Origin of the sequence: Mesorhizobium sp. M0491 (assembly GCF_040321265.1) — a bacterium.
In the GTDB taxonomy this organism is placed as follows: Bacteria; Pseudomonadota; Alphaproteobacteria; order Rhizobiales; family Rhizobiaceae; genus Mesorhizobium.
The window spans coordinates 29,256-46,040 of the sequence record NZ_JAMYRE010000011.1 but is presented as its reverse complement, the minus strand read 5'-3'; the positions used below and the strand labels follow the sequence as shown (position 1 = coordinate 46,040).

The window sequence follows — 16,785 nt, the reverse complement described above, 5'->3', positions numbered from 1 at the left end:
GATGGCCGATATCGTCTTCCGTAATGTGACCAAACGCTACGGCAATACACTCGCCGTCGACGACGCCTCGTTCACCGTCAACGACAATGAGTTCTTCTGCTTCTTCGGACCGCCGCTGTCGGGCAAGTCGACCATCCTGCGCCTGGTGCTTGGGCTGGAGACACCTGACTTCGGAGAAATCCTGATCGGCGGCAGGCCGGTCAACGCGATGTCGCCGGCCGAGCGCAACGTGGCGATGGTGTTCCAGAACCTGGCGCTGTTTCCGCATATGAGCGCGCTCGAAAATGTCCGCTTTCCCCTGGTCGAACGCCGGGTGGCCGAGGCCGAGATCAAGCGGCGGGTCACGGACGTCGCGGCGAAGCTGCATATCGGCCATATCCTGCACAAGCCGCCGGGACAGCTTTCGGGCGGCGAGCGGCAGCGCGTGGCGATCGCGCGGGCCCTGGTGCGCGATCCCAATGCCTATCTGATGGACGATCCGATCTCGGCGCTCGACGCCAGGCTGCGCGAAGAAACGCGCGTCGAGCTGAAGCGCATCCAGCGCGAACTCGGCAAGACCCTGATCTACGTCACACATGACCAGGAAGAGGCGATGTCGGTCGCCGACCGCATCGCCATCCTGGAAGACGGCAAGATCAGGCAGATCGGCACGCCGGCAGAGATCTACGACCGCCCGGCCAGCACCTATGTGGCAAGGCTGCTTGGCTCGCCGATGATGAACATCCTCAGATCGGCGCGCAGCGAGGGTGGTGTCGAAGCGGCTGAAGGGACGATCCGCATCGAAGACAAGACAGCGCCCGCCGACGCCGTGGAGATCGGCCTGAGGCCGGAAGACATCAAGGTTAGACCGTGGGCGGATGGGGGCCCGGGCCGCCCGGCGCGAGTGTTCGAGGTCGAGCCGCTTGGCGGCTATACCGTGGTGACGCTCGCTGCCGGGCAGGCGCGGCTGAAGGCATTGCTGCGCGGCCAGCCCGACGTCCGGCCGGATGCCATGGTGGTGATATCCTGCGAGCCGGCCAGAGTGCATTATTTCGAACAGAGCGGCGGAGCGTTGGCACGATGACGGCCGCCGCAAGGAAAGAGTTTCGGGAGGAAGAGATGGCAAGCAAGGGCTTCGAGCCGGACGTGAAGGTCCGCACGAAGGAATACAGGATCGGCTGCGTCGGTGCCGGCATGATCATGGCCGAGTGCCATCTAGCCGCCTACAAGGAAGCTGGATTCCCGGTGGTCGCGATCGCCTCGCGCACCAGGGCCAGCGCCGAGAAGGTGGCGACGCGCTGGAGCATCCCCACAGTCCACGACACGCCGGAAAAACTGATCGAGGACGAGAATGTCGAGATCATCGATCTTGCTTTCCCGCCCGACCTGCAGCCGGCGCTGATCCGTCACGCGCTGAAGCAGAAGCACATCAAGGCAATCTTGGCGCAGAAGCCGTTGGCCTTGTCGGTCGATGAAGCGGTCAAGCTGCGTGACGAGGCGGCCAAGGCCGGCAAGATCCTCTCGGTCAATCAGAACATGCGCTACGACCAGTCGATGCGCGTCTTGAAGCAGATCATCGACAGCGGCGCGCTGGGCGACATCGTCTTCGCGCAGATCGACATGCACGCCATACCGCACTGGCAGAGCTTCCTCGAGGACTATGACCGGCTGACGCTCGCCAATATGAGCGTGCATCATCTCGACGTGCTGCGCTTCCTGTTCGGCGACCCCGACGAGATCACCACGCTGACACGCAAGGACCCGCGCACCACATTCGACCACTCGGACGGCATCACGGTGTCGACGCTGCGCTTCCCGTCCGGCGTGCTCGCCGTGTCGCTGGAGGATGTCTGGTCCGGTCCGCGCCAGGATGGCTACAAGGACGACCAGCACATCAACTGGCGCGTCGACGGCACCAAGGGCGTCGCGAAGGGCACCATCGGCTGGCCGACGGGCGCGGCCTCGACGCTGACCTATGCCTCGACCGAGACGACCGGCGGCGAATGGGTCAGCCCGAGCTGGGAAACGATGTGGTTCCCGCATGCCTTTATCGGCGTGATGGAGCAGCTGCAGCATGCGGTGAAGACCGGCACGCCGCCGGCGCTGTCGGTCGCCGACAACGTCAAGACCATGGCGCTGGTCGAGGCGGGCTATCGCTCGATCGACGAGGGCCGCACGGTCAAGCTTTCCGAAATCGCTATCTGATCACCGCAACTGAAACACCAGACAACTGAATCGCTTACAGGGAGGAATTTCACACCATGATGCAGGCAGGTATTTTCACGGGCTATTTCCCGTACGGCCTCGAAGAGACGGCGAAGAAGATCCGCGGGCTCGATTTCAACACGGTGCAGCTCGACCTGCATTTCAAGGACGTCGACCTGTCGGCGGGGCAGATCACCAAGGACAAGGCCAAGAAGGTGCGCGACGTCTTCCGCGATCATCACCTGCCGGTGTGCTGCATTTCCGGCTACACAAACATCATCCATCCCGACAAGGCCGAGCGCGACAAGCGTGTCGGCTACCTCAAGGAGATCATCCGCAACGCCCGCCATTTCGGCAGCCCGTATGTGATCTCGGAAACCGGTACCTACAACACCGAATCCGACTGGGTGCATCACCCCAAGAACAAGACCGAGGAAGGGTTCGAGGAGTGCCGCAAGGTGGTCGCCGAGCTCGCCCAGACGGCCTATGACCACGGCGCGGTCTTCCTGCTCGAAACCTACGTCAACAACGTCGTCGGCTCGGTCGAGGAGACGGTGAAGATGTTCGCGCAGGTCGACCATCCGGGCCTTGGTCTGCTGATGGACCCGACCAATTATTTCGAGACGCATAACATCGACAGGATGGACCAGATCCTGAACCAGGTGTTCGACACGCTGACCGACAAGATCAGAATAGCTCACGCCAAGGACGTTAAGCGTTCGGGCGGCGACAAGTCCGAGAAGCACGCCGATATCGGCGACGAGGACGCGCTGGAGAGCCACACCTTCCGTGGCGTCGGCGAGATCGAGCTGCCGGCACCGGGCCTCGGTTCGCTGAACTACGATCTCTACCTCCAGCGGCTGGCGGAAAAGCATCCGAACATTCCTGTGATCATCGAGCATCTCTCGGAAGACGACGTGCCGCGCGCCAAGAAATTCCTCGACGGGAAGTTCCGCGCCAACGGCCTGTGACGGTCACTGCGCGCCGTCGGTTCGCGGCGGCGCGGCCCAAAGCAAGGGAGGAAAGAATGTTGAAATTCGCATTGAAACTGGCGGCTGCCGCAACGCTGCTCGCCGGTGTTTCTATGGGCGCGCCGGCAATGGCGCAGGATGGCCAGAAGACGTTCTACCTGCTGTCGCATGGCGGTCCCTCGGATGCGTTCTGGCTCGACTGGAATGCCGGCGCGACCAAAGCCTGCGACCAGCTCAAGGTGACCTGCAAGATCTCCTTCAGCGGCGGCGACATGGCGGCGCAGAAGGAGGCCTTCAATTCCGCGCTTGCGGCCAAGCCCGACGGCATCGCCACCACCTCGGCCCAGCCGGGCCTGTGGACCGAGGAAGTGAAGGCTGCCAAGGCGGCCGGGATCCCGATCGTGTTCTTCAACACAGACGATCCGGCGACCGGACGGCAGGCCTATGTCGGCGCCGATCTCAAGGAGGCGGGCGTCATCTGGGCCAAGTATCTCGTCGACCACAAGATGGTGAAGCAGGGCGACAAGGTGTTCCTGCCGGTGGAAGTGCCTGGCGCCAGCTATCAGCAGCTGGAGACCGAAGGCATCGCCAGCGTCTTCGATCCGTTGGGGATCAAATATGATGTGGTCGATTGCGGCACCGACCCGGCCGGCATCATTGCCAAGATGACCGACTATATGGTGGCCAACAATCCGCCGGCGATCATCGCGCTTGGCGATTCCGTCGCGGCCAGCGTCAAGCGGGTGTTCGACGGCGCAGGTGTGCCGGCCGGCAAGATCTCGGTCGTCGGCTGGGGCAATTCGAAGGAAACCGCGGAAGCCGTGAAGTCCGGCTTCGTCAACGCGGCCGCCTGGCAGTTCCCGTCTGCGCAAGGCTTCATGCCGGTGGCATTGCTCGGGCTCGCCGCGTCGGGCGAACCGATCGGCTACGACATCCATACTTTCAGCCTTTACGACGCCTCAAGCGTCGAACCGATCCTGAAACTCTACGACACGAAGTGAAAACCGGTCCCCGCGGCGCAGGCCGCGGGCACCACTTCAAAGCATGGTTCAAGCAGTCATGATGATCGCCGCAGAAGACGAAATGCCTGTCGGGAAACGCAGATCGAGCCTTATGAGCTCGCCGCAATTCTCCTCGCTCGTCATCCTCATTGTCCTCCTTGCGGTGTTCGCCATCGCCGATGCCAATTTCCTGTCGCCGCTCAACATCTCCAACATGATGGCGTTCCTGCCTGAGCTCGGCATCATCGCGCTCGGCATGACGCTGCTTCTGACGGCGGGCGAATTCGACCTGTCGGTTGGTGCCGTGTTCGGGCTGGCGCCGGTCGTCGTCATGCTTCTGGTGCAGAACGGAGGCGTCGATATCGGCATCGCGCTTCTGGCCGGGCTTCTGCTGTGCGTCGCCATCGGCGCGATCAACGGGTTGATCGTCACCAAGATCGGCATTTCGTCCTTCCTGGTCACGCTGTCCATGCTGCTCGTGGTGCGCGGGGCGGCACTCTACATCACACAGGGCTTTCCGCTGAAATCCTGGGACCAGCCAGGCTTTTTCGTCACGCTGCTGGCCGGCAGCTTCAATGTCGGTTCGTTCCGGTTCTACACCTCGCTGTGGTGGTTCATCGGCCTATCGCTGCTGGCGATCTACATCCTGCGCTATGCCAAGCTCGGCAACTGGATCAGCGCCATCGGCTCCAATCGGAACGCGGCGGTGGCGCGCGGCGTGCCGGCGGACGCCGTCAAGGTGTGGCTGTTCATCCTGACTTCGGTCCTGGCGGGGCTGGCCGGCATGATCAGCGCCTTCCGCATCTCGGCCGCCTCACCGGTGGCCGGCACCGGCTACGAGCTCGAAGTGATCGCCATGGTGGTGGTCGGTGGCACGGCGCTGACCGGCGGACGCGGCACGATCCTCGGCACCATCGTCGGCGCGCTGATGCTGCGCGCGATCCGCAACGGCATCGTGCTGATCGGCGTGCCGGGCCTCGCCTACAACATCTTCGTCGGCCTCATCATCCTCGCCATGCTCATCCTGCACGCTTTGCTGCAGAAGAACGCTGCAAGGGGCTGACGATGGAAGTTCTCCGGCTGCAAAATCTGCAAAAATCCTTCGGCAGCGTTCGGGCGCTGAAGAATGCGTCCTTTGCCCTCAAGGAGGGCGAGGTGGTGGCCTTGCTCGGAGACAATGGCGCCGGCAAATCGACGCTGATCAAGGCGATCTCGGGCGTGTTTCCAGCCGACCGCGGAGACATATATGTGCGCGGCGAGAAGGCATCGATCCGCTCGACGCGCGATGCAATGGATCTCGGCATCGAGACCATCCACCAGGACACGTCGCTGGCGCCGGATCTCAGCATCGCGCGCAATCTTTTCCTTGGGCGCGAGCCGGTCAAGCTGAAATGGCTGGGCGTGTTCGCGCCGCTCGATTTCGCCAAATTGCGCGACGCGGCGTCGGCGCTGTTGAAGCGCGTCGGCATCTCGAAAAAACTCGACGCCGATGCGCTGGTCTCTACGCTGTCGGGTGGCGAGCGGCAGTCGATCGCGATTTCTCGCGCCATGCAGTTCGCCGCCAAGGTCATCATCCTCGACGAACCGACCAACAATCTCGGCGTCGAGGAAACCCACGGCGTGCTGCGCTTCGTCAAGGAGGTGCGTGAGGCCGGTCATTCCGTGCTTTTGATCACCCACAACATCCACCACGTGTTCCAGGTTGCCGACCGCATCATCGTCATGCGCCGCGGCGAGATCGTCGCCGAGCAGACGGTTGCCGATACCGATCTTCTGACCGTGGAAAGCATCATCACCGGCGCCGACATGTCGGCCCTGCTGAAAGAGACGAGAGCGAAGTGAAGAAGTTGGCCGTCACATGGTAGAACTCTATGGCAAGACGCTTTCGCGCCGGCAGGTATCGGAACGTTCGGGCATGCTGTCGCAATTTGCCGGCGTGCGGCTGATGACGCTTGCCGACGGGGTGGAACGCGGCATTCGCATGCTGGAGTTCCGCACCGGCTCGGGCATGCGTTTCACGGCGCTGGTCGACCGGGCGCTCGACATCGCCGATTGCGACTTCAAGGGACAGGCGATCGGCTGGCATTCGCCGAGCGGCTTTCGCAGCCCCGGCCTGCACGACTATGAGGGGGAGGGCGGGCTCGCCTGGGCACGCTCGTTTTCTGGGCTGCTTGTCACCTGCGGCCTCGACCACATATTGGGTCGGGAAGAAGTGCCGGCCGATAGCTACAACTACCCGGGAAAGAAGACCGTGATCCATTCGCTGCATGGCCGCGTCGGTACCATTCCGGCGCGGTTGACCGGTTATGGCGAGATTTGGGATGGCGACCGCTGCGTGCTTTGGGCCGAAGGCGTCGTTCAGCAATCGGCGGTGTTCGGCGAGGATCTGCACCTGCTGCGGCGCATCGAGGCCGATGTCGGCGGCAACGAGATCCGGCTGTCGGACCGCGTCGTCAATCACGGCTTCAACCGCACGCCGCATATGTATTTCTACCACGTCAACGTCAGCCATCCCTTGCTCGATGAGGGCTCGCGCTATCTGGCGCCGATCCGCGATGTCGTCTGGGCTGGCCATGCAGGCGAACGCTACGAAGCGCAGACGGTCGGTTACCGCACCGTGCCGGCGCCGCGACTGGGCTTCAGCGAGCAGGTCTGGCAGCACGAGATGGCGGCGGACGCCAATGGCGAGGTGCCGGTGGCGGTGGTCAATGACGGCATAGGGCTTGGCCTGGAAGTGATCACGCGCAAGGATCAGCTGCCTTGCGCCTACCAATGGCAGAATTTCCAGGCAGGGCAGTATGCGCTGGGCATAGAGCCCTCGACACACCATGTCTTGGGCAATCTCGCGGCGCGCGAGCGAGGCGAGATGATCTGGCTGGAGCATGGCGAAGGCCGTTCTTACGACGCGGTGTTCCGGGTGCTCGACGGCGCCGGCGCGATCGCCGCGGCCGAAGCGAAGATCGCGTCGATCGCCAGGCAGCCGCAACAGGATTATCCTGTGCCGTCGGGCAATTTTCCGGGATTGGCGGACAGGGCATGATGCGAAACGAATGCTCCGGCTGGCGGGCTGGAAATCGGAGGTCGATGTGATGGAGAAAAAGCGCGACTATAGCCTGGTCGGGGAAAGCACGCGCACCGCGATCGAGACCGGGCTGGCCTCGGCCGAGTGGTATCACACCGATGTGCCGCGCAAGGCAATCAAAGAGCTGATGCAACGCTCGGACGGGCCGGCGATCCGCGACACGATCATCTGGATCGTTGCCATATTGGGCTCTGCCGCCGGGATCGCCTGGTTCTGGGGCACGTGGTGGGTGGTGCCGTTCCTGCTCGTCTATGGCGTGCTCTACGGCTCGTCCAGCGACTCGCGCTGGCACGAGTGCGGCCACGGCACCGCTTTCCGCACGCGCTGGATGAACGATGCCGTCTACCAGATCGCCAGCTTCATGCTGATGCGCAACCCGGTGACCTGGCGCTGGAGTCATGCCCGCCATCACACCGACACGATCATCGTCGGCCGCGACGCCGAGATCGCGGTGATGCGTCCGCCGGACCTGCTGCGCGCCGCACTCGCCTTCACCGGCATTCTCGATTTCCGCTATTCGCTGCCGACGCTGGTGCGCAATGCGTTCGGCAGCATCTCGCCCGACGAGAAAAGCTTTATCCCCGAGATGGAGCTTCACAAGGTGGTCACCGCCGCGCGCTGGCATGTCGCCATCTATGTCGCGGCGATCGTGCTGGCGCTCTATCTGTGGTCGTTCCTGCCGCTGGTGCTGATCGGCCTGCCGCGCCTCTACGGCAGCTGGCACATGGTGCTGACCGGCCTGCTGCAGCATATCGGCCTGGCCGATAATGTCACCGACCACCGGCTGAACACGCGCACCGTCTACATGAACCCGATCAGCCGCTTCATCTACTGGAACATGAACTACCATGTCGAACATCACATGTTCCCGATGGTGCCGTATCACGCGCTGCCGAGGCTGCATGAATTGATCAAGCATGATCTGCCCGCGCCGAACCCTTCGATGTGGCATGCCTATCGCGAGGTCTGGCCGGTGCTGCTGAAGCAGCTTCAGTACGAGGACTATTTCCTCAAGCGTGAATTGCCGCCGACGGCCAGGCCGTACCGGGACGAGTTCCATGCGCTGACCGTTCCGGCGGCGGCGGAATAGGGGAGAAGCAGATGGCCGACTGGGTTGAAGCGTGTGGCGTCGACGATGTCGAGGAAGAGGATGTCATCCGCTTCGATCATGGCGGCCGTACCTTCGCCATCTATCGCAGTCCCGATGACGAGTACTTCGCAACCGACGGGTACTGCACGCATGAGAAGGCGCATCTGGCCGATGGGCTGGTGATGGACGACATCATCGAATGCCCCAAGCACAATGGCCGCTTCAACTACAAGACGGGTGTGGCCCGAGGCGCACCGGTATGCGTCAATCTCGCCACCTATCCGGTGAAGGTCGAGGCTGGCAAAGTGATGATCCAGATCGGCTGACCTGCCGCCGAATGCAACTGAGGGAACCCATTTGATGAGCCGAAAAAGACCAACGGTGGCGGATTTGCGCGCCATGAAGGGCAAGCGACAGCTGACCATGCTGCGCGTGCTGACGATGGACGAGGCCGAGGCCGCCGAGCGCGCGGGGGTCGACATCGTCTCGGTGCCGCCCGAACTGGTGCTCAACCCGCAATACCGGGACGCCGCACCCAGCCTGTTCACCATGCCGGGCGACAATTTCTACGAGATCGGCACGGCGGACGATTTCGTGCGCTGGGCTTTCCTGCTCTACAAGGCCGGCGCCGACGCGGTCTATTGCAGCGCCGGTTACGCCACGATCAAGCGGATGGCCGATGACAATATCCCGGTGATCGGCCATGTCGGGCTGATCCCGTCACGGGCCACCTGGACCGGCGGCTTCAAGGCGGTCGGCAAGACCGCCGACACCGCCATGGAGGTCTTCGCGGCGGTGAAGCAGCTGGAAACTGTCGGCGCCATCGGCGCCGAGATCGAGGTCGTACCGGTCGAGGTGGCCAAGGCGATCTCTGAACGGACATCGTTGATCATGCTGTCGATGGGAGCGGGCACCGGTTGCGATGCGCAATATCTGTTCGCTGACGACATCCTCGGCCAGAACCGTGGCCACATGCCCCGTCACTCCAAGGTCTACCGCAACTTCGCCGCCGAGTATGATCGTTTGCAGGCCGAGCGTATCGCCGCGTTCTCGGAATATGTTGCCGATGTCAACAGTCTTGCCTATCCCGAAGACAAGCATGTGGTGCATATGGATCCGGCTGAGCTCAGCCTGTTCATGAAAAGGGTCGACAGGGCGTGAAATCTCAAGGCAATGATGCGACGGACGACGCCGCGCCGGTTCATATTCTTACGCTTTCTTGCGAGGACCAGCCGGGGATCGTCGCCGCGGTCACGGCGGAGCTTGCCGCGAACGGCGCCAACATCGCCGAAAGCAGCCAGTTCTGGGACCGGCAGACCAATCGCTTTTTCATGCGGATCGCCTTCATCAGCCCGCCAGGCTCGACCAGGGACAGTCTGGAACGGGCCTTGAAATCAAGTGTCGACCGGTTCGGCATGAAGACCGCGCTCGTCGATCAGGGGCGCCGCCCGAAGATCATCGTCATGGTCTCCAGGTTCGACCACGCGCTTCTGCATCTGCTGTACCAGATCAGGGTCGGCTGGCTGAACGCGGAGGTTGCCGCCGTCGTCTCCAACCACGAGGATGCCCGCCGCTTCGCCGAGCTGGAGGGCATTCCCTACCACCATTGGCCGACCACCAGGGAGAACAAGGCCGAGCAGGAACAGAAGCTGCTGGACCTGGTGCAGCAAACAGGGGCCGAACTGGTCATCCTGGCGCGCTACATGCAGGTGTTCTCGAAAAGCCTGTCGGACCGGCTGTTCGGACGGGCGATCAACATCCACCATTCCTTCCTGCCGAGCTTCAAGGGCGCCAAGCCTTATCACCAGGCCTTCGACCGCGGCGTCAAGCTGATCGGTGCGACGGCGCATTACGTCACGTCCGACCTCGACGAGGGCCCGATCATCGATCAGGAGACCGAACGCGTCACCCATGCGATGAGCGCCGAGGATTTCGTTGCCGTCGGGCGCGACATCGAAAGCCGGGTGCTGGCGCGCGCGGTCAAGCTGCATCTCGAAGCCCGCGTCATGCTCAACGGCCACAAGACCGTCGTTTTCTGAGCGAAGCCGCGTCAGGCCGGCCAGCTTCCGCCGGCGAGCGCAGCGTAAAGTGCCTCGGCGTCGATACCGAGCGGCCGGTCCTCTTTCAGCATGGGGACGAGAGCGCGTATCGCCGCGTGAAGTGCGGCGGTGCCTGGCGCCAATGTGAAGCCGTCGCGCAGGTCTATGGCCTGTGCGGCGGCCATCAGTTCGAAGGCGATCAGCCGCCGCCACAGCTCGATCATCCCGGCGCATTTCGCAACCGCCAGAGGCGTCTGCGTGGCGTGATCCTCGACGCCTTCCGACACGGCCAGGAAGTCGAGCATCACCGGATTAGCCTTGTGGCGGATGGCGGCCAGGATCGAGGTCACTGTCTTCTGCAGCGGCACGAAGCCGGCCGAGGCGCCGCCGACCGGCGACAGATATTTCGGCAGGCCATTGCGGCCCGAGCCAGTGAGCTGGATAAAGCGGGCGGCACTGGCCGCGGCACATTGGGCGATCGCCAGGCCGAGCGTCTCGAAGGCGAGCGCCAGTGCGGCGGTGTGGAAATTGCCGGTCGACAGCACCAACTCATCATCGCCCAGCACCAGCGGATTGTCGGCGGCGGCGTTGAGTTCGATCTCGACAGCCTGTCTCGCCTGACCGATCGCCTCGATCAGCGCGCCATGGATCGACGGCATGCAGCGGATCGACAGCGGGTCCTGCAAGGTGGTCGGCACCAGCGCCTCGTCGCGGACGAGCAGATCGTGCAGCACCTTGGCTGCTTCCTGCTGGCCGGCCGCCGGGCGCGCCATGTGCAAGCGCGGATCGAGGATGGTGCGGTTGGCACCAAAACCTTCCATGGTCAGCGCCCCGGTCTGCTGTTGCTGGGCAAGAGCCGACAGCGCATCCGTCACCGCAAGCGCGCCGCTGCCGGCGGACACCGCCGAGGCATTGATCAGCGACAGCCCATCCTTGGGCGCCAGGCTGATGGGGGCGAGGCGCGCCATCATCAGTGCCTTGGCCGCCGGCATGCGACGGCCCTGATAGTCTGCTTCGCCTTCGCCGGTGAGCATGCGGGCGAGTGCCGTCATCAGCACCAGATCGCCGGCGCCGATCGAGCCGAGTGACGGCATGACGGGATGGACGCCGGCGTTGAGCGCGTCGACCAAAGCGACGAAGACGGAGGGCGAAAGGCCGGAGCCGCCAACCGACAGCATCGCGGCGCGGGCAAGCATAGTAGCGCGCACGGCTTCAACCGGCAGCACCTCGCCGACGGCGCCGCTGCGTCCTTCAAGCAATTGGCGCTGGAAGGCGCCGGCGTCGCCGTCGACAGCAGTGCCGAGATTGGCGCCGAGTCCGGTGTTCAGGCCATAGATCTGCTGGCCGGATGCGGCGGCCTGGTCGAGCACTTTTCGCGCCTTCTGCAGCCTGCCGATGACATCGGGTCCGATCTCCACCTTGCGACCATCGCGGGCCACGGCGGCGACATCGCCAATGCCGACGCCGGCTCCGGAGAGGACGAGCACGGTCATGCGAAGCGCAGCCGCTGGCCAATGCCTTGCACTTGCGCCTTGGCCAGCATCGCCTTGCCCAGCGCAATGTCGGACAGCGACAGGCCACGATGCCAGAATAGGATCGTTTCGTCGTCGCTTTCGCGCCCGACTTTCAGACCGGCGGCGATCTGGCCAAGCTCGGCGTGCAGCGTCTTCTCGCTCAGCCGCCCGGTCTCGACATGGGCGCGCAGCGAGCCGAACTTGCCGCCCTTGCACTGGCCCCAATCGTCGACGACCATTTTCTGCATGATCTCGGTCAGCGACAGTTCGACCGCGCTCATCGTGCCATAGGGCACGACCAGCGCGCCGGGCTTGATCCATTCGGTCTTCAGCAATGGCTGCGGCTCCGGCAGCCGCGAGGCTTCGACGACGATGTCGGCGCCCTCGATGCAGCTCTTCCAGTCGGCCACCGCAGTGACCGTCTTGCCGAGATCGGCGGAGAGTTTGGCGGCAAAACCGTCGCGGCTTTCCGGCCGGCGCGAATGGACGCGGATCTCGTCGAAGTCGAAGAGATGGTCGAGCAGGCGCACGTTCCAGTAGGCGGTGCCGCGCGCGCCGATATGGGCCAGTACCTTGGAATTCTTGCGCGCCAGATGTTTGGCGCCGATGGCGGTGACAGCGCCTGTGCGCATGTCGGTGATGACGGTGGCGTCGAGGATGGCGCGCGGCGTGCCGGTTCGCGGATCGAACAGATTGAGGATGCCGAATTCGGAAGGCAGGCCATGCAGGTAATTGTCGACATAGTCGCCGACGATTTTCACGCCCGCCGTGTCGAGCGGCGCGACGTAGCCACGCAAGACATTGAAATGACCGTGGAAGGACGGGTCCGGTTCGAGATGGACGCGCGGCTCGATCACCGTCTGGCCGTTGCCTTGCGCCACCAGGCCAGCCTCGACGGCGGCAATGATTTCACCATCGGTCATGGCAAGGGCATCGATGTCGAGGGCATTGAGGTAGTCGATATAGATGGGCTTCATTTTACGCAGACACTTTCCTCGGCCACCCCGTCCATCCCATAGCAGGCCATGGCGCGACCCGAAAGTTTCGCGACACGAAAGTTTGTTGCGCTATCTCTGGACGCGGCCGGCCAAATGCTGTTCAAACCGGTTCCGTCATGACTGCCATTCCCGATACCGAAATCTTACCCGAAACGGCCACCAATGCGCGGCGCGTGGCGCTGATCGTCGCCATCGCCTTCTTCATGCAGTTGCTGGATTCGACGATCATCTCGACCTCGCTGCCGCAGATGGGCGCGTCCTTCGGCGTGTCGCCGGTGGCAATGAGCATCGGCATCACCGTCTACATGCTGACCATGGCGGTGTTCGTGCCGCTGTCGGGCTGGCTCGCCGACCGGTTCGGGGCGCGCAACATCTTCCTGCTGGCGATCGTCCTGTTCACCCTGGCCTCGCTCGCCTGCGGCCTCTCGCAAACCCTGACCCAGTTCGTCGCCGCCCGTGTCGTGCAAGGGCTCGGCAGCGCGCTGATGACGCCGGTCGGGCGGATTCTCGTCCTGCGCAATGCGTCGAAATCCGAATTGCTCAACGCCACGGCGCTGATCACCTGGCCGGCACTGTTTGCGCCGGTGGTCGGGCCGGTACTCGGCGGCTTCATCACCACCTATCTGTCCTGGCACTGGAATTTCTTCATCAACATCCCGCTCGGCGTGATCGGGCTGGCGCTGGTCGCGCGCTTCATTCCGGGCGACCGTGTGGCTGACCCCAAGCCGCTCGACTGGCCGGGTTTTTTCCTGACATCGGCCGGACTTGCCCTGCTGCTCTATGGCCTTGAACGCATTGCTCATCCGGAGGACGGCGTGCTGCCGACAGCGCTGCTGATCGTTGCCGGCATCGTCATAGGCTGGCTGGCGGTACGGCATCTCCGGCGGGCGCCGCATCCGCTGCTCGATCTCTCCTCGTTCAATGTGCTGACCTTTGCCATCTCGACATTGGCCGCCGGTACCATTTTCAGGGTGGCGATCAATGCCACGCCGTTCCTGCTGCCACTGCTGTTCCAGGTCGGCTTTGGCCTCTCGCCCGTCGATGCCGGCTTGATGATCCTGGCCTATTTCCTCGGCAATCTCGGCATGAAGACGGTGACGACGCCAACGCTGCGGCGTTTCGGTTTCCGCTCGGTGATGGTCGTCAACGGCATCATCGCCTCGGCCTCGATCATGGCTTGCGGGGCGATCTCGCCGCAGACGCCACAGGCGCTGGTGGTGGCGCTGATGCTGATTGCCGGCCTGACGCGCTCGATGCAGTTCACCGCGCTCAACACACTGGCCTTCGCCGACATCGATGCGGCGCAACGAAGCTCGGCGGCGACCCTGTCCTCGATGCTGCAGCAGGTGGCGATGCTGTTCGGCGTCGCGGTGGCGGCGGCGATCCTCAATTTGTCGCAGATCGTCAGGGATCGCCCCGCTCTCGACCTTGTGGATTTTCGAATCGCCTTCCTGGCGATCGGCGCCATCGGGCTGGTGGCGGCGTTGCGTTTTCTCGTGCTGCCGCCAAGTGCGGGCGCGGAGGTTTCCGGCCACTCGCCGGGAAATTGAGATCGATTTTTCCGCCTGATGCGGAGATAAATTCCGTCTCGTCCTTTCGCCGTAGTGCAGCGCTTTCGCGAGCGGCCGCAATGGCGCAACCAATTGCCAAAGTGCAGGCTTTTCCATGCATTGCGCCAGCTTCGGCAATCGACGCGTCCACTCGGTAAATATCGCTGCCGGCCTGGGTTCCGAGCGCGGATTCATTTGACGAACCGGCGTTGGGCCGATTAGCGTTCTTTCCCAGGGATGGCAGCGCTGCCATCGGGGCAAACGCAGACATGAACACGATCGGCTGGCCGAATTACAGGAGCCTGAATCAGGAAGGCATTGTCTTTGCCATAGCGGTGGTGCTGTTCGTTGCAGCGGCCATAGGCCTGCCGGGCTTCATCGACCCCAACAACCTTGTCGCCATTGTCCGCTCGGTGTCGGTGCTCGGCATTCTGGCCCTTGGCATGGCTGTCGTCATCATCGGCCGCGGCATCGACCTCTCCGCCGTCGCGATCATGGCGATGTCTGTCGCCTGGTATCTGCAACTTCTGAATTCGGGGACGCCGGACGGGCTGGCCTTCGCCTATGTGCTGGCCGGTGTGCTGGCCATCGGCCTGCTCAATGGCTTTCTCGTCGCCTATGCCGACGTGCCGGCGATCTTCGTGACGCTGGCGACAGGCTCCTTCGTCTTCGGCTATGTGCGCTCGCAACTGATCACGCAGGATGCCGTGCCGGTGCCGCAGGGCCATTGGGTCGAGCTGCTCGGCGGCCTGCGCTTCCTCGATGTTCCCATCGAGGTGTTCGTCTTCGCCGGCCTGGCATTCCTGTTCTTCCTGTTCCTGCGCTACACCAAATGGGGACGCTACATCTATTTCGCCGGCGACAATCCGGTGGCGGCGCGCAACATCGGCATTCCGGTGCGGCCGATGCTGGTGCTGCGCTATGTGCTTTCCGCCCTGGTCGCACTGGTCGCCGGCCTGCTGACGGCGGCGAGCCTGCATTCGATCAACACCCGGGTCGTCAACTCAACGCTGCTCTACGATATCGTGCTGGTGGCGGTGATCGGCGGCATCGGCCTGTCCGGCGGGCGCGGCGGGGTGCGCAACGTGCTGGTCGGTGCGGCACTGATCGGCATCCTGCTCAACGCCATGACCATCATCGACATTCCGCTGCTCTACCAGAACCTGATCAAGGCAGCGATCCTGCTCGGCGCCATCATCGTCGACGGCATCATCAATCCACGTGACGAGCAGACCGCCCAGCAAGGCGATATCTAAACCTACCGCGGACGGTTGGGGCCGGCCGTGAACAGCAACAGCAAAAACAGAGGATCTGACATGAAACTGATCAAGACACTTATGGCCGCCGCCACGGCGCTTGCCGTTACCACTTTCGTGGCGCCAACCTTTGCCGCCGATGATCCCGGCCCGGCCGCCTATGCGCAGGCGCTCAAGGGCAAGCGCGTCATGCTGGTGCCGCTGGCGATGGGCTTCGACCTGGCGCAGGGTTGGTCGCATTACCTGAAGACAGAAGTCGAGGCCTGGGGCGGCGTATTCGAGACGCGTGACCCGAACTGGGTCGTCGATGCCGGCGCGCAGGCGATCACCGACGCCATCTCGTCGGACACCAGGCCGGACGTGCTGATCATCCATGCGCCGGACCTCAACTCCTATTCCAAGCTGATGAAGAAGGCGCAGGCCGCGGGCACCTACGTGATACTGGTCGACAATCCGGCGAACTTCCCGGCTGATGCCTTTGTCGGCAGCGACTGGGACCGGCTCGGCCAGCTCGAGGCCGAAGCGGCGATCAAGGGCTGCGGCCCGAACTCGTCAAAGAAGATCGGCCTTGTGCAGGGTGACCAGGCCAACTCCTCCAGCCTCTATCAGTATGCCGGCATCATGAAGGTGCTGGACAAGAATCCCGACTTCAAGGTGGTGGCAAAGCCCGATTCAAACTGGGATGCGACGACCTCGCGCAACGTGACGACGACGATGCTGCAGCAGAACCCGGACATCTGCGCCATCATCGATTTCTGGGATGGTGACGCCACCGGCGCGGCCGCCGCGATCCGCGACGCCAAGCTCGACGGCAAGGTGTTCCTGGTCACCACGGGCGGTGGCGAGAAGGCGGCCGATTGCGACAAGCTGCAGGACGGCACCTATGGCGCCGTGGTGATGACCGATCTTGCTCGCCAGTCGGGCGACATGAACGCGATCATCAAGTTCCTGCTGCAGAGCGGCCAGCCGGCCGGCACCTCGCACACCTACATCTACACGCTGGAAAAGGCGACGACCAAGGCCGACCTGAAGCCCGACAGCTGCTGGGACCTGAAGGCGCTGCAGGCGCAAGCGGCTGCGAAATAAGCCGATCCTTGCCA

General features: G+C 63.4%; 16 protein-coding genes. 14 read left to right on the top strand and 2 right to left on the bottom strand.

Features of this window, described 5'->3' with window-relative positions; genetic code table 11:
• Position 1: 1 nt before the first annotated feature.
• The 11 genes from NKI69_RS15830 to purU all read left to right on the top strand — a co-directional run bounded on the left by NKI69_RS15830 (position 2) and on the right by purU (position 10,367).
• Entirely contained in the window at positions 2-1,063 is a 1,062-nt protein-coding gene (locus tag NKI69_RS15830; RefSeq protein WP_352721950.1) for an ABC transporter ATP-binding protein, read from the top strand.
• Between the two features lie 35 nt (positions 1,064-1,098).
• Positions 1,099-2,184, top strand: a complete 1,086-nt coding sequence (locus NKI69_RS15825; protein WP_352721948.1) for a Gfo/Idh/MocA family protein — start codon at positions 1,099-1,101, stop codon at positions 2,182-2,184.
• Positions 2,185-2,240: 56 nt separating this feature from the next.
• On the top strand, positions 2,241-3,155 hold the full coding sequence (locus NKI69_RS15820) for a sugar phosphate isomerase/epimerase family protein (RefSeq protein WP_023814032.1): 915 nt from the start codon (positions 2,241-2,243) through the stop codon (positions 3,153-3,155).
• A gap of 56 nt (positions 3,156-3,211) precedes the next feature.
• A complete protein-coding gene (locus NKI69_RS15815) occupies positions 3,212-4,156 on the top strand; it encodes a sugar ABC transporter substrate-binding protein (protein WP_352721946.1) in 945 nt (314 codons plus the stop codon).
• Between the two features lie 61 nt (positions 4,157-4,217).
• Positions 4,218-5,219, top strand: a complete 1,002-nt coding sequence (locus NKI69_RS15810; RefSeq protein ID WP_352722100.1) for an ABC transporter permease — start codon at positions 4,218-4,220, stop codon at positions 5,217-5,219.
• Positions 5,216-5,998, top strand: coding sequence for an ATP-binding cassette domain-containing protein (locus NKI69_RS15805; RefSeq protein WP_502900180.1), 783 nt, complete (start codon positions 5,216-5,218; stop codon positions 5,996-5,998). The genes NKI69_RS15810 and NKI69_RS15805 overlap by 4 nt, the downstream gene beginning before the upstream one ends.
• A gap of 16 nt (positions 5,999-6,014) precedes the next feature.
• Complete coding sequence (locus NKI69_RS15800; protein ID WP_352721943.1) at positions 6,015-7,196, top strand: aldose 1-epimerase family protein; 1,182 nt, start codon at positions 6,015-6,017, stop codon at positions 7,194-7,196.
• A 10-nt stretch (positions 7,197-7,206) separates the two neighbouring features.
• Positions 7,207-8,328: a fatty acid desaturase family protein gene (locus tag NKI69_RS15795; protein ID WP_352721941.1), complete on the top strand. Its 1,122-nt coding sequence runs from the start codon at positions 7,207-7,209 to the stop codon at positions 8,326-8,328.
• An 11-nt stretch (positions 8,329-8,339) separates the two neighbouring features.
• Positions 8,340-8,654 (top strand): MocE family 2Fe-2S type ferredoxin, encoded by a 315-nt coding sequence (locus NKI69_RS15790; RefSeq protein WP_013530832.1) that lies wholly within the window; start codon positions 8,340-8,342, stop codon positions 8,652-8,654.
• A 34-nt stretch (positions 8,655-8,688) separates the two neighbouring features.
• A complete protein-coding gene (locus NKI69_RS15785; protein WP_031213845.1) occupies positions 8,689-9,489 on the top strand; it encodes a 3-methyl-2-oxobutanoate hydroxymethyltransferase in 801 nt (266 codons plus the stop codon).
• Entirely contained in the window at positions 9,486-10,367 is an 882-nt protein-coding gene (purU, locus tag NKI69_RS15780; RefSeq protein WP_023814025.1) for a formyltetrahydrofolate deformylase, read from the top strand. The genes NKI69_RS15785 and purU overlap by 4 nt, the downstream gene beginning before the upstream one ends.
• Positions 10,368-10,378: 11 nt before the next feature.
• On the opposite strand, the gene NKI69_RS15775 is transcribed toward purU, so the two are convergent.
• Positions 10,379-11,860, bottom strand: a complete 1,482-nt coding sequence (locus NKI69_RS15775; RefSeq protein ID WP_023814024.1) for an HAL/PAL/TAL family ammonia-lyase — start codon at positions 11,858-11,860, stop codon at positions 10,379-10,381.
• Positions 11,857-12,858 (bottom strand): ornithine cyclodeaminase family protein, encoded by a 1,002-nt coding sequence (locus NKI69_RS15770; RefSeq protein WP_023814023.1) that lies wholly within the window; start codon positions 12,856-12,858, stop codon positions 11,857-11,859. Before NKI69_RS15770 ends, NKI69_RS15775 begins: the two co-directional genes overlap by 4 nt.
• Before the next feature lie 137 nt (positions 12,859-12,995).
• On the opposite strand from NKI69_RS15770, the gene NKI69_RS15765 reads away from it, so the two are divergent.
• The 3 genes from NKI69_RS15765 (at position 12,996) to NKI69_RS15755 (ending at position 16,771) form a co-directional block, all read left to right on the top strand.
• Positions 12,996-14,429 (top strand): DHA2 family efflux MFS transporter permease subunit, encoded by a 1,434-nt coding sequence (locus NKI69_RS15765; RefSeq protein WP_023814022.1) that lies wholly within the window; start codon positions 12,996-12,998, stop codon positions 14,427-14,429.
• Positions 14,430-14,698: 269 nt separating this feature from the next.
• Complete coding sequence (locus NKI69_RS15760) at positions 14,699-15,685, top strand: ABC transporter permease (RefSeq protein ID WP_023814021.1); 987 nt, start codon at positions 14,699-14,701, stop codon at positions 15,683-15,685.
• Positions 15,686-15,745: 60 nt separating this feature from the next.
• Positions 15,746-16,771 (top strand): sugar ABC transporter substrate-binding protein, encoded by a 1,026-nt coding sequence (locus NKI69_RS15755; protein ID WP_023814020.1) that lies wholly within the window; start codon positions 15,746-15,748, stop codon positions 16,769-16,771.
• The last annotated feature ends 14 nt before the right edge of the window (positions 16,772-16,785 follow it).